This is a genomic window from Streptomyces xylophagus, assembly GCF_000716435.1.
In the GTDB taxonomy this organism is placed as follows: domain Bacteria; phylum Actinomycetota; class Actinomycetes; order Streptomycetales; family Streptomycetaceae; genus Streptomyces; species Streptomyces xylophagus.
Genome location: NZ_JNWO01000015.1, coordinates 353,535 through 369,666, shown reverse-complemented (window position 1 = coordinate 369,666; position 16,132 = coordinate 353,535). Strand labels below are relative to the sequence as shown.

10 protein-coding genes are annotated in these 16,132 nt (G+C 69.6%); 6 read left to right on the top strand and 4 right to left on the bottom strand.

The features are described 5' to 3' along the window. The first annotated feature begins 176 nt into the window (after positions 1-176). A complete protein-coding gene (locus OO70_RS30940; RefSeq protein ID WP_234336981.1) occupies positions 177-2,444 on the top strand; it encodes an NEW3 domain-containing protein in 2,268 nt (755 codons plus the stop codon). 32 nt (positions 2,445-2,476) lie between these two features. Here OO70_RS30940 and OO70_RS30935 read toward each other — a convergent pair whose 3' ends face one another. Next, positions 2,477-4,009 (bottom strand): sensor histidine kinase, encoded by a 1,533-nt coding sequence (locus OO70_RS30935; RefSeq protein WP_043678293.1) that lies wholly within the window; start codon positions 4,007-4,009, stop codon positions 2,477-2,479. Then, on the bottom strand, positions 4,006-4,731 hold the full coding sequence (locus OO70_RS30930; protein WP_043678292.1) for a response regulator transcription factor: 726 nt from the start codon (positions 4,729-4,731) through the stop codon (positions 4,006-4,008). The genes OO70_RS30935 and OO70_RS30930 overlap by 4 nt, the downstream gene beginning before the upstream one ends. 278 nt (positions 4,732-5,009) lie before the next feature. Between OO70_RS30930 and OO70_RS30925 the strand changes: the two genes are divergently transcribed. Together OO70_RS30925 and OO70_RS30920 are read left to right on the top strand one after the other, a co-directional pair. After that, the gene (locus tag OO70_RS30925) at positions 5,010-8,684 is read left to right on the top strand and encodes a S8 family serine peptidase (RefSeq protein WP_043678291.1); all 3,675 of its coding nucleotides are present in this window, start codon (positions 5,010-5,012) and stop codon (positions 8,682-8,684) included. 79 nt (positions 8,685-8,763) lie between these two features. Then, a complete protein-coding gene (locus OO70_RS30920) occupies positions 8,764-9,765 on the top strand; it encodes a response regulator transcription factor (RefSeq protein WP_043678289.1) in 1,002 nt (333 codons plus the stop codon). A gap of 64 nt (positions 9,766-9,829) precedes the next feature. On the opposite strand, the gene acnA is transcribed toward OO70_RS30920, so the two are convergent. After that, complete coding sequence (gene acnA, locus OO70_RS30915) at positions 9,830-12,544, bottom strand: aconitate hydratase AcnA (protein ID WP_043678287.1); 2,715 nt, start codon at positions 12,542-12,544, stop codon at positions 9,830-9,832. 230 nt (positions 12,545-12,774) lie between these two features. Further along, on the bottom strand, positions 12,775-13,521 hold the full coding sequence (locus tag OO70_RS30910; RefSeq protein WP_043678284.1) for an SDR family oxidoreductase: 747 nt from the start codon (positions 13,519-13,521) through the stop codon (positions 12,775-12,777). Between the two features lie 92 nt (positions 13,522-13,613). On the opposite strand from OO70_RS30910, the gene OO70_RS30905 reads away from it, so the two are divergent. From OO70_RS30905 to OO70_RS30900, 3 genes are all read left to right on the top strand, one after another. After that, positions 13,614-14,222: a TetR/AcrR family transcriptional regulator gene (locus OO70_RS30905; protein ID WP_043678282.1), complete on the top strand. Its 609-nt coding sequence runs from the start codon at positions 13,614-13,616 to the stop codon at positions 14,220-14,222. 69 nt (positions 14,223-14,291) lie between these two features. After that, positions 14,292-14,489: a DUF4236 domain-containing protein gene (locus tag OO70_RS52835; protein WP_078651623.1), complete on the top strand. Its 198-nt coding sequence runs from the start codon at positions 14,292-14,294 to the stop codon at positions 14,487-14,489. A 64-nt stretch (positions 14,490-14,553) separates the two neighbouring features. Next, the gene (locus OO70_RS30900) at positions 14,554-16,083 is read left to right on the top strand and encodes a helix-turn-helix domain-containing protein (protein WP_043678279.1); all 1,530 of its coding nucleotides are present in this window, start codon (positions 14,554-14,556) and stop codon (positions 16,081-16,083) included. The last annotated feature ends 49 nt before the right edge of the window (positions 16,084-16,132 follow it).

Genomic DNA, 16,132 nt, shown 5'->3' with positions numbered 1-16,132 from the left:
CATGGTGACGGCTGAAATGCAGGGCCGCCCCGCCCAGCAACCCCACAGACTTGACCCAGTTTTGGCCAAGCGCGCTATGCGGTGACTCGCGTTCGGTCATGTTGACTTGCCGTGTCCACGGGGTTGGTTCTTGACGGTTTCTGAGTCAGGTGAGCGTTGCGATGGAGGAACAGCTCGTGAGAAGACAGATCCGCGGTGTGCTGGCCGCGTTCGCGGGAGCGCTGCTGCTCACCAGTGGAGTCAGCGCGACCGGTGGCCAGTCCGCGCGAGCCGATGACAACGGTGTCGGGCTCAAACCCGTGCTGGGGTGGAGCAGTTGGAGCTTTGTGCGGCGTAACCCGACCGCGCAGACCATCGAGGCGCAGGCGAAGGCGCTCAAGACCAGCGGGCTGGCGAAAAACGGCTTCGTCTACGCCAACGTCGACGACTTCTGGTACCAGTGCCCGGGCAGTCAGGGGCCGGACGTCGACCAGTACGGCCGCTGGGTCACCGACCCCGTCAAGTTCCCGCCGCGCGGCGGTGAGAACGGCGTCCAGGTCGTCGCCGACTATGTGCACTCCCTGGGCCTGAAGTTCGGCCTGTACGTCACTCCCGGCATCTCCCAGCAGGCGGTCGCCAAGAACACCGAGATCAAGGGGACCGCTTACCACGCCCGGGACATCGCGACCTCGACGACGGAGAGCAACTACAACTGCGGCGGCATGGTGGGCATCGACTACACCAAGCCCGGCGCGCAGACGTTCATCGACTCGTGGGCCGGTCAGTTCGCCGGGTGGGGCATCGACTATCTGAAGATCGACGGCGTCGGCACGTCCGACCAACAGGACGTCCAGGCCTGGTCGGACGCGCTGCGGCACACCGGCCGACCCATCCATCTGGAGCTGTCCAACAACCTCGACATCAACAACGCGGCCACCTGGAAGAAGCTCTCCAACGGCTGGCGCACCGGCGGCGACATCGAGTGCTACTGCGGTCCGGACGGCAGCAGTTACCCGCTGACGACATGGGCCTCGGTCGCCTCGCGCTTCGACCAGGTCGCCGCGTGGGCACCGTACGGCGGTCCCGGCGGGTACAACGACTACGACTCCCTGGAGATCGGGAACGGCGCGGACAACGGCCTCACCCCCGACGAGCGCAGGACGCAGATGAGTCTGTGGTCGCTGGCCGCCTCCCCGCTCGTTCTCGGCACCGACCTGACCCGTCTCGACCCCGCCGACCTCGCGTTGCTGAAGAACACCGATGTCCTCGGGGTCGATCAGGACGGCATCGACGCCAAGCGGATCTCCTCGGACGCGAATTCACAGGTGTTCGCCAAGACCGAGCCCGACGGGGACGTCGTGGTCGGTCTGTTCAACACCGGGTCGGCTCCCCGGGAGGTGGCCACCACCGCGTCCGCGCTGGGGCTCGCCAAGGCACGTGACTACTCCCTGCGGGATCTGTGGAGCAAGCGGCTTACCGAGTCCGCGGGCCGGATCGGCGCGAATGTGCCGCCGCACGGGGTCGTCCTGTACCGGGTCCACGGCACCCACCGCACAGTGGCCGGTGCGGCTCCGGACGTCTCCTTCGGGCTCAACTGGGCCCCCGCGTCGAGCGACAGCACCACGCGTACGGTGACCGCGGTGCTGTCCGACAACGGGTCGCGGTCGATCACCGACGCCGACCTGACCCTCACCGGGCCGGCCGGCACGAAGATCACCACGCGTGACGTGACCCGGGCCCGGACGGTCCGCGGCGGCCACGCGTTGAAGGTCACCTACTCCGTGTCCATCCCGCCCTCGGCGAAGCTCTTCGCCTCCAGCGACTTCCAGGGGACGGCGAGTTACCGCTTCCGGTCGCCCGGGAAGACCGGGCTCACCGCCGGCGACACGATCACCGTCAACCACCAAGTGACCGCTCCCTACCGGACGTTCGCCTCCACCACGGCGAGTTTCAGTGAGTCCGGTACGCAGCTCGGGATCCGGGCGCAGGGCGCCGATCTCTACAACGGCACTAACGAATACGGCGCGATCTATCTGCCCGGAGCCGAGCACGACGGTTCGGTGACCACGGTGAAGCTCAACTCGCAGTCGAATACGGACGTTTGGGCGAAGGCCGGGATCATGGTCCGCAACGACATCACCCAACCGAACACGTCTCCCGGCTACTTGGCCCTGGTCGCGACCCCCGGCAACGGCTATCTCCTCGACTGGGACAGCGACGGCGACGGGAAGCTCGACTCGCAGGATTCCACCGGCACCGCCGTCTATCCCTCGTGGCTGAAGCTCGTCCGGGACGGGACCTCGTACAGCGGCTACTACTCGACCGACAACGCCACGTGGAACCTGGTCGGCACCATCACCGTCCCGACCGCCGCCGCCACCCAGGACGTCGGCCTGACCCAGACCTCGCACGCCTCGGGCACCACGGGCGAGGCCGACTTCGACTCGTTCACGACCACTCCCTAGCGGTCAGTCGCGGATACGCGCCCGTACAGCGGCTAGACCGGCGCCGTGCGGGCGCGTATCGGCGTTTCGGCGGGCGGGAGTTCGGCCGCCGGGAGTTCGATGGTGAACTCCGTGCGGCCGGGCACGCTGGTCACGTCGATACGGCCGCCGTGTGCTCGGGTGATCGCCACGGCGATGGCCAGGCCGAGGCCGGAGCCGCCCTCCTTGCCGCCGGCCCGGGCGCGGGAGGCGTCGGCGCGGGTGAAGCGTTCGAAGACCGTGGGGAGCAGGGCCGGGGGGATGCCGGGGCCGTCGTCGCGGACCCGGATGACGACGGTGTGGCCGGCCGTGACCTCGACGCTCGCCGTGACCGTCGTGCCAACAGGTGTGTGCATACGCGCGTTGGCCAACAAGTTGGCCAACACCTGGTGCAGGCGGGCCTCGTCGCCGACGACCAGGGCCGGGGCGTCGAGCGACAGCTGGAGCTGCCATTCGTGGCCGGTGCCGGCGGCGCGCGCGTCCCACACGGCCTCGGCGAGCAGCGCCGCTAGGTCCACCTCGGCGGACTGCAGCGGCCGTCCCTCGTCGAGCCGGGCGAGCAGCAGCAGGTCCTCCACCAGGCCTGTCATCCGCGCCGACTCGGCGGTGACCCGGCGCCAGGCGAGACCGGGTTCGATGCGGTCGGTGCCGCGGTTCATCAGCTCGGCGTAGCCGGCGATGGAGGCCAGCGGGGTGCGCAGTTCGTGGCTGGCGTCGGCGAGGAAGCGGCGCATGCGTTCCTCGCTGCGGCGCATCTGCTCCTCGCTGCGCTGGCGTTCGGCGAGCGAGGACTCGACGTGGTCGATCATGCGGTTGAGCGCGGCGCCGACCTGGCCGGCCTCGCTGCCGGGGTCGGTGTCCCGCTCGGGCACCCGGGTGAGGGCGGTGACCTCGCCGTGGCCGAGCGGTGAGCGGGAGACCTCGACGGCGGTGGCGGCGACCCGGCCCAGCGGCCGTAGCTGCCGGCGTATGACGACCGCGCACAGGCAGCCCGCCGCGGTCAGGCCGGCGAGGGCGACGCCCGCCTCGACCACCACGAGACCGCGGATCATGTCCTGTACGTCGTCCATCGGGAGCCCGGTGAGGACCCGCACCCCGTTGCTGTCGAGCGCGGTGATCCGGTAGGTGCCGAGGCCGGGCACGGTCCGGGTGTGCTTCGAACCGTCGGGCGTGATGCCCGCGAGGGCCGTCCGCTGGGCGGCGCCGAGAGTCCGCGGCGCCGCGTCCTGGCTGACGACGGCCGCGGCGACGATACGGCCCTTGCCGTCGATCCGCGCCGCGAGCATGCCCGCCGGGTGTCCGCTCTCGCCGAGAAATCCGAGGTCTACGCCCAGTTCGGGATGGAGCTGGGCCCCGCCGAGGCTGCGTTCGGCGGCGTTGTCGACCCGGTCGTCCAAGTTGCCCAGCAGATAGGCGCGTTGGACGAAGACGGTGGTGAGGGACATCGCGGCGCACACGACGACCAGGGTGGCGCTGATGAAGAGCAGGAGCCGGGTGCGCAGTGAACGGCCGTGCGGGCGGCGGCGGTTGCGGGTACGGAGGTTCATCTGCTGTCCTCCACGGGCCGTACGGCGTATCCCATGCCGCGCACGGTGTGGATCATCGGCGCCCGGCCCCGGTCGATCTTGCGGCGGAGGCTGGAGATGTAGACCTCGACGAGGTTGCCGCCGCCGTCGAAGCTGGTGCTCCACACATGGTCGAGGATCTGTGCCTTGCTCAGCACCTGGCGGGGATGGTCGAGGAACAGGGTGAGCAGGTCGAACTCCTTGGCGGTGAGCTGGATCTGCTCACCGGCTCTGCGCACCTCGCGGGTCTCGCCGGTCAGTACGAGATCGCCGAGGACCCGTACGGAGTCGTCGGTGGGGGTGCGTTCGCCGCCGGCCCGGCGCAGCAGTCCGCGCAGCCGCAGGACGACCTCCTCCAGGGAGAAGGGCTTGGTGACGTAGTCGTCGGCGCCCGCTTCGAGGCCGTCGAGGCGGTGCTCGATCGCGTCGCGCGCGGTGAGCATGAGGACGGGCAGCCTCGGGTTCTCGTAGCGCAGCCGGCGCAGTACCTGTACGCCGTCCAGGTCGGGCAGCATGCCGTCGAGGACGACGGCGTGCGGGGCGCAGCCGCGGGCGATCCGCAGCGCGCTCTGCCCGTCCGGCGCGGGGTAGGGCCGCCAGCCGGCCTCGGTGACCGCGACGGAGAGCAGCTCGGTGAGCGCGGGCTCGTCGTCGACGATGAGGACGCGTACGCGGCTGCTGCGGGACCCCGAAGTGCCAGTCATGTCCCGATTCTGTCCCGGCCCGCTGAGGGAATCCTGTGTTCCACCTGAGCCGGAGCCGTGCGAACGGGCGGGAGTCCGGGGCGCGGACACCGGCGACCGGTCGGCGACGGCCGCGCCCGTCGACCAGCGCCTTCTCCAACTGCCGTGGCCAAAGCGGGCGTTGGCACTCTCCGGCCACCTGATCCCCTTGAGTCGCCGTCGACCCGGCACGCACTCTGATGACCGGCTTCCGCTCACCGGGCGGAAGCGTTTCCGCGTTCAGGGGAGGACGTCCACCCATGCGAAGACTCCACGCCCTGTGGGCCGTGGCCGGAGTTGCCGGACTGCTCGCGGGGGCCGTCGCGCCCGCGACGGCCGCCGCCGGTTCCACGGTCTCCACCCACCCCACGGGCCCGAGCACCGCCCCACCGCAGACCGTCACCCTCATCACCGGCGACACCGTGACCCTCACCGCCGGACCGGACGGCAAGAACGCCGTCGACGTCCGGCGCGGCAAGGGCCGCGAGGCCGCCACCTTCCTGTCCAGCGAGAAGGACGGCGAGATCAGCGTCCTGCCGGCGGACGCGATCCCGCTCATCAAGGCGGGCCGCCTCGACCCGGCCCTGTTCAACGTCACCCAGCTGGTCGAGCAGGGGTACACGGACGCGAAGACCGGCTCCACCCCGGTCATCGCGACGTACGGCAAAGGCACCGAGACCCCCGAGGGCACGCGCCGGACGCTGGCGCTGCCCGGGATCGACGGCGCCGCGCTCAGCGCGAAGAAGTCCACGGCGTTCTGGTCCGACATCGCCCCGGCACTCGGCACCGAGCCCACCGCGAAGGCCGCGAAGCAGCTCGGCGACGGCATCGACAAGATCTGGCTGGACGCCAAGGTGAAGGCGTCCCTCGACGTGAGCGTGCCGCAGATCGGCGCGCCCGAGGTGTGGAAGGCCGGCTACGACGGCACGGGCGTCGAGGTCGCGGTCCTGGACACGGGTGTGGACACCGGGCACCCGGACCTGGCGGGGAAGATCGCCGGGTCGGAGAGCTTCGTACCGGACGAGACGGTCCAGGACGGCTTCGGCCACGGCACCCATGTGGCGTCCACGATCGTCGGCTCGGGCGCGGCCTCGGGCGGCCGGTACAAGGGCGTGGCGCCGGGCGCGAAGCTGCTGGTCGGCAAGGTGCTGGACAACACGGGCAGCGGCCAGGCCTCCTGGATCATCGCGGGCATGGAGTGGGCGGCGAACTCCGGCGCGAAGATCGTCTCCATGTCCTTGGGCGGTACGGCGTACGGTCCCTCGGACGTGCTCAGTGAGACCGTCGACCAACTGTCCGCGTCCACCGGCGCGTTGTTCGTGATCGCGGCCGGCAACGCGGGACCGGGCGAGCAGACCCTGGGCACCCCGGGCATCGCCGATTCGGCGCTGACGGTGGGCGCGGTCGACAAGTCGGACAAGCTGGCCTCGTTCTCCAGCCGGGGTCCGCGCCTCGGCGACTACGCGGTCAAGCCGGAGATCACCGCGCCGGGCGTGAACATCACCGCGGCCCGCGCCGCCGGCACCACCATGCCCGGTGGTACGCCGGTCGACGACTACTACACGACGGCGAGCGGTACGTCGATGGCCACCCCGCATGTCGCGGGCGCGGCGGCTCTGGTCGCGCAGGCGCATCCGGACTGGACCGGCGAGCAGATCAAGGAGGCGCTGGCCAGTACGGCGAAGACGAACGCCGTCAACTCCGTGTTCGAGCAGGGCGACGGCCGGGTCGACGCCGTACGGGCGGTCGAGCAGGACGTCTTCGCGACCTCGACGCTGAGCTTCGGCAAGTTCGTGGACGGCGACACCGGTGTCGTCAGCAAGGACATCACGTACACCAACACCACTGACAACCCGGTGGAGTTGAAGCTCTCGTCATCGCTGGCCGATCTCGCTCTGGGCTCCGGTTCGGTGACCGTGCCCGCGCGGGGTACCGCGACCGTCTCCGTCGGCGTCGACCCGGCGCAGGAGACCGGGGGCCGGTACACGGGCCGTGTCACGGCGACCGCCGACGGCGGAATCCAGGTCACCACCAGTGTCGGCTTCGAGAAGGCGCCGAAGACGTACAGCCTCAAGGTCTCGCTCGTGGACCGCGAGGGCAGACCGTCCACCGCGGCCTCGCTCTTCGCGTTCCAGGAGCTGAACGGCGCCTACGACGACCAGTACGGCTTCCTCGGCACGGGCGCGACCTGGCAGGTGCCGGCCGGCACCTACTCCATCGCGACCTGGATCCCGGACCGGGACGGGGCCGGCCTGGCCGTCGGCACGTCGGTCGTCGGCAATCCCGAGATCAAGGTCGACGGCAACACGGCGGTCGTCCTCGACGCCCGCAAGGCCGTGGAGATCAAACCGAAGACCAAGCAGGACTCCGAGTTCCAGGGCTTCAGCACCAGTTGGCACCGGGAGGGGCCGGGCACCGCCTGGGGAGTCACCTACAGCCAGGGCTTCTGGACCGACCACATCTATGTGGCGCCGACCCAGCCGGTCACCGTGGGCACCCTGAGCTTCTACGCCAAGTTCCGGCTGTACGCCAAGGAGTTGACGGCGAGCGTCACCAGTCCGGAGAAGACCTCGCTGTCCTCGCTCTACTACTCCCAGACGTACAACGACTTCCCGTTGAAGATCAGCGGTGACCACACGGTGCGGGCGGTGGACGCGGGCGGCGGTACCGCGGCCGACTTCGCGGGGCTCGACGTCAAGGGCAAGGTGGCGGTGGTCGGACTCGGCGCCACCGAGCGGGCGCAGAGCGCGCTGGACAACGCGACCAAGGCCGGGGCGGGTTACCTCATCGCCTACCGCAAGACACCGGGTTTCTGGATCGAGGCCGTGGACCGGGCGACCACCGTCCCGCTGATGATCGCCACCGGCGAGCAGGGCGCCGGACTGGCCGCCCTGCTGAAGACCGGCAAGAAGGTCACGCTGAAGCTGAGCGGCACAGCGGTCAGCCCGTACGTCTACAACCTGCTCGCCGCGCAGAGCGGCACCATCACCGCGGACCAGACCTACCGCCTGGACAAGTCCAACACCGTTAAGCGGAAGGCCCGTTACTACGGCGCCACGGCCGGCGAGATGGGCGCGGACACCCTGTACACCTTCCGCCCCTGGCAGCGCTTCGGCGTCGACAGCAGCGTGCCCACGCAGTTGGGCACGGAACGCGACGAGTACTACTACGTCGACCCGGACACCCGCACCTGGCACCTCGTCTATCCCAACTCGAAGGCCTACAAGGGCGAGTGGAGCCCGCTGCGGATCTTCACCAAGGCGGCCACCGAGCCCACCGAGGACTGGCTGCGCCAGGTCGTCCGGCCGGGCAGCAGCGAGGAGTACGGCCTCTCGACCCGCACCGGCGACAAACTCGCCTTCTCCGTAACGGAGTTGAACGACTCCACGCCGGGTCACTACGGATACGTCGACACCGTCGACACCACAGCGCAGGGCAAGCTCTACGCGGACGGGCAGTTCGTCGGCGACTCGGCACGCGGCGGATACGGCACGTTCGACGTCCCGGCGGCCAAGTCCTCGTACCGCTTCGATCTGGACGTGCAGCGCAAGGCGGCCTGGGCGAAGTACTCCACGAGCACGCACACCGAGTGGACCTTCGCCTCGGCGCACACCGACACCGCGACGGCCCTGCCGCTGCTCACCGTCGGCATCGACCCGAAGGGCCTCGACCTCCTCAACCGGGCCGACGCCAAGCGGGAGTTGACGGTCGGGCTGCCGGTCGCGAACCAGTCGGGGAGCGTCCGGGCGAAGAGTCTGAAGGCGTGGGTCTCCTACGACGACGGCGCGTCCTGGAAGGAGGTGAGTGTCAAGAAGGGCGAGGCACGGTTCAGGCCCGCGAAGGGCGCCACGTCGGTGTCGCTGCGCGTGCGGGCCACCGACCGCGACGGCAACAGGATCGACCAGACCGTACTGCGGGCGTTCGGCCTGAAGTGAGCCTGGAGTGACCTGAATTGAACGGACGGGCCGAGCCACTGTAAGGATTCTTAACAAAGAACCCCTACCGTGGCGAGCCATGGTGAACACGGCACAAGATCCTGCACGACAGACCCCTGCCGCGAGCCCCTGGGCCGCGGTGGGGGTCTCGGCCTTCGACGAGCGGGTGTACCAGTCGATTCTCCATCAGCCCGACGCGGGCGCGGGCGGCTGGGCGCTGATGGCCAGGGCCACCCCGGCCGAGCTGCGTGAGGCCTGCGACCGGCTGCTCGCGCTGGGACTGCTCCAACCGCCGGACTCCATGGGCGGGTTGCGCGCGGTCGACCCGCGGGTGGCGATCCGTGCGCTGATCCGGCGGCGCGAGACGGAGTCCGAACTGGTCGCCGCCACCGCCGAGGAGATGGCCACCGCGTACGAGGCAGGACTGCTGCGCGAGGAGCCGTCCCGGCTGATCGAGGTCGCCTCCGGCGAGGGAGCCATCGCGGCCCGCCTGGAGGAGATGTACGCCCGCGCGGAGCACGAGGTGTGCCTCTTCGACACCCCGCCGTATCTCGCCCCGCCCGCACCGCAGGTGGACCTCCAGGCCGATCTGCTCAAGCGCGGGATCGTCTCGCGCGGCATCTACTCGGCGACCGCCCTGGAGGATCCGAACGCCCTGTCCCGCGCCTGGAACATGGTCGAACTCGGCGAGCAGGCACGGGTGTTGCCGTCCGTGCCGCTCAAACTGCTGGTGGTCGACGGACGCCGGGCCCTGCTCCCGCTGACCTCGTCGGAGGCGGGCGGCTACTGTGCCGTCGTCGTATGGCACTCGGCGGTGACCGAGGCCCTGCAGAAGCTCTTCGAGCTGGCCTGGCAGCAGGCGACTCCGCTCGGCCGGCCCGGGGGGAACGGCGAACTCTCCGAGGACGAGGAGGCGTTGACGCGGCTGCTGGCGGCCGGGCTGAAGGACGAGGCGGTCGCCCGCCATCTGGGGATCAGTCTGCGCACGCTGCGGCGGCGGGTGAGCGACCTGCAGGAACGGCTCGGGGCGGCGAGCCGTTTCCAGCTCGGGCTGCGGGCGGCGCAGCGCGGCTGGCTGTAGGAGCACGCGAAGGGCCGCACCCCCGTCACCGGGGATGCGGCCCTCAACCGCCGTACCGGGTCCGCTAGTTGCGGATCAGGTTGCGCAGCACGTACTGCAGGATGCCGCCGTTGCGGTAGTAGTCGGCCTCGCCGGGGGTGTCGATGCGGACGACCGCGTCGAACTCCACACCGGTGTCGGTGGTGACCTTGACCGTGCTCGGGGTGGTGCCGTCGTTCAGCTCGGTGATGCCCGCGACGGAGAAGGACTCCTCGCCGGTCAGACCGAGGGACTCGGCGGACTGGCCCGCCGGGTACTGGAGCGGGACGACGCCCATGCCGATGAGGTTCGAGCGGTGGATGCGCTCGTAGGACTCGGCGATGACGGCCTTGACGCCGAGGAGCGCGGTGCCCTTGGCGGCCCAGTCGCGGGACGAACCGGAGCCGTACTCCTTGCCGGCCAGGATGACCAGCGGGATGCCCTGCTCGATGTAGTTGCGCGAGGCGTCGTAGATGAACGACACGGGGGCGTCGGCCTGCGTGAAGTCACGCGTGAAGCCGCCCTCGGTGCCCGGCGCGACCTGGTTGCGCAGGCGGATGTTGGCGAAGGTGCCGCGGATCATGACCTCGTGGTTGCCACGGCGCGAGCCGTAGGAGTTGAAGTCACGCCGCTCGATGCCGTGCTCGGTGAGGTACTTGCCGGCCGGGGTGTCGGCCTTGATGGCACCGGCGGGCGAGATGTGGTCGGTGGTGACCGAGTCGCCGAGCTTGGCCAGGACGCGGGCGCCGTCGATGTCGGAGACCGGGGTGGTCTCCATCGTCATGCCCTCGAAGTAGGGGGGCTTACGGACGTAGGTCGACTGCGCGTCCCACTCGAAGGTGTTGCCCTCCGGGATGGGCAGCGCCTGCCACTGGGCGTCGCCCGCGAAGACGTCGGCGTAGGACTTGTTGAACATGTCCTCGCCGATGGAGTTCGCGACGACGTCGTTGACCTCGGCCTCGGTCGGCCAGATGTCCTCGAGGTAGACCGGCTTGCCGTCCTGGTCGACGCCGAGCGCGTCCTTGGTGATGTCCACCTTCATGGAGCCCGCGAGGGCGTACGCGACGACCAGCGGCGGGGACGCCAGGTAGTTCATCTTGACGTCGGGGTTGATCCGGCCCTCGAAGTTGCGGTTGCCGGAGAGCACCGAAGTCACGGCCAGGTCATGGTCGTTGACGGCCTTGGAGACCTCCTCCGGCAGCGGGCCCGAGTTGCCGATGCAGGTGGTGCAGCCGTAGCCGACGAGGTTGAAGCCGACCTTGTCGAGGTAGGGGGTGAGCCCCGCCTTGTCGAAGTAGTCGGTGACGACCTTGGAGCCCGGGGCGAGGGTGGTCTTGACCCACGGCTTGCGGGTCAGGCCCTTCTCCACGGCCTTCTTCGCGACGAGCGCGGCGGCGACCATGACGTACGGGTTCGAGGTGTTGGTGCAGGAGGTGATGGCCGCGACCGTCACCGCGCCGTGGTCCAGCTCGTACGTCGAGCCGTCGGGGGCCGTGACGGTGACCGGGTTGCTCGGTACGCCATTGGTGGCGGCCGGGGAGTCGGAGGCCGGGAAGGACTCCTTGCCCGCCTCGTCGTCGTCGGCGACGTAGTTGCGCACGTCGCTCTTGAACTGCTCGGAGGCGTTCGCGAGGACGATGCGGTCCTGCGGGCGCTTCGGGCCTGCGATCGACGGGACGACCGTCGAGAGGTCCAGCTCCAGCTTCTCGGAGAAGTCGGGCTCGGCGGCCGGGTCCAGCCAGAGGCCCTGCTCCTTGGCGTACGCCTCGACGAGCGCGACCTGCTGCTCGTCGCGGCCGGTCAGGCGCAGGTACTTCAGGGTCTCGTCGTCGATCGGGAAGATCGCGGCGGTGGAACCGAACTCCGGCGACATGTTGCCGATGGTGGCGCGGTTCGCGAGGGAGGTGGCGGCGACGCCCTCGCCGTAGAACTCGACGAACTTGCCGACCACGCCGTGCTTGCGGAGCATCTCGGTGATGGTCAGCACGAGGTCCGTGGCGGTGGTGCCCGGGGTCAGCTCGCCGGTGAGCTTGAAGCCGACGACGCGCGGGATGAGCATCGAGACCGGCTGGCCGAGCATCGCGGCCTCGGCCTCGATGCCACCGACGCCCCAGCCCAGCACACCGAGGCCGTTGACCATCGTGGTGTGCGAGTCGGTGCCGACGAGGGTGTCGGGGTAGGCCTGGCCGCCCCGGACCATGACCGTACGGGCCAGGTGCTCGATGTTGACCTGGTGGACGATGCCGGTGCCCGGCGGGACGACCTTGAACTCGTCGAACGCGGTCTGGCCCCAGCGCAGGAACTGGTAGCGCTCACGGTTGCGGCCGTACTCCAGCTCGACGTTCTGCGCGAACGCCTCGTGGGTGCCGAACTTGTCGGCGATGACGGAGTGGTCGATGACCAGCTCGGCCGGCGCCAGGGGGTTGATCTTCGCCGGGTCGCCGCCCAGCTCCTTGACGGCCTCGCGCATAGTGGCGAGGTCGACGACGCAGGGCACGCCGGTGAAGTCCTGCATGATCACGCGGGCCGGCGTGAACTGGATCTCCTGCGACGGCTGGGCCTGCGAGTCCCAGGTGCCGAGGGCGCGGATGTGGTCGGCGGTGATGTTCGCGCCGTCCTCGGTGCGGAGCAGATTCTCCAGCAGGACCTTAAGGCTGTAGGGGAGCCGGGCCGAGCCCTCCACCTTGTCCAGGCGGAAGATCTCGTACGACTCGTCGCCCACCTGCAGCGTGCTGCGGGCGTCGAAGCTGTTCGCCGACACGACAGTCTCCTTCATTGATGTGCGCGTTCCCACCGCATCCTGCCGCCACTACGTCTTGGCCGATCCGCTAAGGTAAGGCTAAGTTAGGTAAGCCTTACTGTCGGCTCGGCGGAGTGTGCGGCTGCGGTGCACCTCGGCAGATATCTCGATGTCGAGATAACTCTAGTACATGGGGGCGGGCTGGTCATGCCCGGATCCCGGCCGCCCCCTCCCAGTGCGCGCGAAACCGGTCAGAACTGCTTCTCGCCACCGTCGACGTACAGGGTGCTGCCGAGCATGAAGCTGCTGTCCGCCGAGGCGAGGAAGGCCACGGCCGCGGCGACTTCCTCCGGTCGACCCATCCGGCCGATCGGGACCCCCGTCGCGAGGTCCGCCTTGACGGCCGCCGCGTTCTCCGCGCCGACGGCGGTATCGACCCCGGGGGTGTCGATCGCGCCCGGCGCGACCATGTTGACCCGGACACCCCGGCCCTTCAGCTCGTTGGCCAGGGTCCGCCCGAGGGACCGGACCGCGGCCTTGGACGCCGCGTACAGGCCGAAGGTCTCCCAGCCGTCGTCGGCGCGGATGGAGTCGTTGAGGATGACGGAGGCGCCGTCGTTGAGCAGCGGCAGCGCCTTCTGCACGGTGAGCCAAGTGCCCCGGACGTTGACGCCGAAGATCCGGTCGAACTGCTCCGGGGTGGCCTGCTCCAGCGACGCGAACGTCGCCACGCCCGCGTTGGCGAACAGTACGTCCAGGCCCCGGCCCCGGTCGCGGACCGCGTCGTAGAGCCGGTCCAGGTCGGCCGGCTCGGATATGTCGCCCGGAATCGCGGCGACGGCGGGACCGATCGACCCGGCAGCCTCTTCGAGCGCGTCCTTGCGCCTGCCGGTGATGAACACGTGGGCCCCCTCGGACGCCAGCCGCGCTGCGGTGGCCAGGCCGATTCCGGTGCCGCCGCCGGTGACGACGGCGGTCTTGCCTTCGAACTGTCCCATTACCTGAGCTCCTCAAACTTAGATACCGATCGGTGCAGAAGTGGACAGTAGCGCTTCTGCACCGATCGGTATCGAGGAGGTAGGATCGCGCCGTGGAGATCACCCGGAAAGCACCGATCGGCCGGCCGAGAGGCTTCGACGCCGACGAGGCCCTGGAGCAGGCCATGCTGGTCTTCTGGGAACAGGGCTACGAGGGCGCCAGCCTGACCGACCTGACCAGCGCCATGGGCATCACCCGCAAGAGCATGTACGCGGCCTTCGGCAACAAGGAGGAGCTCTTCCGCAAGGCCCTGGAGCGCTACACACAGGGCCCCGCGTCCTATGCGGCCCGCGCGATGGAGGAGCCGACCGCCCGGGAAGTGGCCACGGCGTTCCTCGCCGGCGCGGTCAGGACGACCACCCGCCCCGACTGCCCCGCTGGATGTCTGGGCGTGCAGGGCTCGCTGGCCGCCGGCGACTCCGGACGGGCCGCCCAGGAGACCCTGACCGCCTGGCGCGACGACGGCCGCGCCGGCCTGCGCCACAGGTTTCAGCGGGCTGTCGACGAGGGCGATCTGCCCCCGGACGCGGACGCGGAACTGCTCGCCCGTTACCTCATGACACTGGGGAACGGCATCGCCGTCCAGGCCGCCGGCGGCGCCACCCGTACCGAACTCCAGCGGGTGGCCGACGCGGCGCTGCGGAACTGGCCGCCGCTCTGAGAACAGGCGCCCGCGGGCGCCATACCCGCATGCCTTCGGGGTACCCGGTGCGGGACGAAAGGGGGCGGGATGCCGCTCACGTTCCGCAAGAGCTTCCGGATCCTTCCTTGGCTCCGGTTGAACATCAGCAAAGGGTCCATGTCGTTCACGACAGGCGGCAAGCGCGGTCCGCGGTACACGCGCAGCACATCAGGACGTCGTACGACATCGATGAATTTGCCCGGACCTTTCGGGTGGCGCAAGACTCGTACCAAGAAGGACGACTGACCGGCCGTCACCCGAACGGCCCCCTCAAGAGGCGCCATCTCATATCTGAGATAACCTCGGCCTCATGGCAGACGACTACCTCGTACGTATCGGCAAGCTCATCCGTGACGCTCGACAGCACCGGGGCTGGACACAGACACAGCTTGCCGAGGCGCTCGGCACCAGTCAGAGCGCCGTCAATCGCATCGAGCGCGGCAACCAAAACATCAGCCTTGAGATGATCGCTCGAATCGGTGAAGCCCTGGACAGCGAGATCGTCTCTCTGGGCTACGCCGGTCCGATGCATCTGCGGGTGGTCGGCGGTCGTCGGCTCTCCGGCGCGATCGATGTGAAGACCAGCAAGAACGCGTGCGTGGCACTGCTGTGCGCCTCGCTCCTCAACAAGGGGCGCACAGTGCTGCGCCGGGTCGCGCGGATCGAGGAGGTGTACCGCCTTCTGGAGGTACTCGGCTCGATCGGCGTCCGCACCCGCTGGATCAACGACGGTGTCGACCTGGAGATCGTGCCGCCGGCCGAGCTGGAGATGGCCGCGATCGACGCGGAGGCCGCCAAGCGCACGCGCTCGATCATCATGTTCCTCGGCCCGCTGCTGCACCGCATGGACAGCTTCAAGCTGCCGTACGCGGGCGGTTGCGACCTCGGCACGCGCACCATCGAGCCGCACATGATCGCGCTGCGGCGGTTCGGGCTCGACATCGCCGCCACCGAGGGGCTGTACCACGCGCAGGTCGACCGGTCCGTCTCCCCCGACCGGCCGATCGTGCTGACCGAGCGCGGCGACACCGTCACCGAGAACGCGCTGCTCGCCGCCGCCCGCCACGACGGCGCCACGGTCATCCGCAACGCGTCCTCCAACTACATGGTCCAGGACCTCTGCTTCTTCCTGGAGGCGCTCGGCGTACGGGTCGAGGGCATCGGCACCACCACCCTCACCGTGCACGGCGTGCCGACCATCGACGTCGACGTCGACTACTCGCCCTCCGAGGACCCGGTCGAGGCGATGAGCCTGCTCGCCGCGGCCGTCGTCACCGAGTCGGAGCTGACGGTCCGCCGGGTGCCCATCGAGTTCCTGGAGATCGAGCTCGCGGTCCTGGAGGAGATGGGCCTCGACCACGACCGCACACCCGAGTACGTCGCCGACAACGGCCGCACACGCCTGGTGGACCTCACGGTCCGGCCCTCCAAGCTGGAGGCGCCGATCGACAAGATCCACCCGATGCCGTTCCCCGGCCTGAACATCGACAACGTCCCGTTCTTCGCGGCGATCGCGGCGGTCGCTCAGGGCCAGACCCTCATCCACGACTGGGTCTACGACAACCGCGCGATCTACCTCACCGACCTCAACCGCCTCGGCGGCCGTCTCCAACTCCTCGACCCGCACCGGGTGTTGGTCGAGGGCCCGACCCGCTGGCGCGCCGCCGAGATGATGTGCCCGCCGGCGCTGCGGCCGGCCGTGGTCGTGCTGCTCGCGATGATGGCGGCGGAGGGGACGTCCGTGCTGCGGAACGTGTATGTCATCAACCGCGGTTACGAGGATCTGGCGGAGCGGCTCAACTCGATCGGGGCGCAGATCGAGATCTTCCGGGACATCTGAGCTGTGACCGCAGGGGTGCCGCCGTGCCGTCAAAGGTGCGGCGGCACCG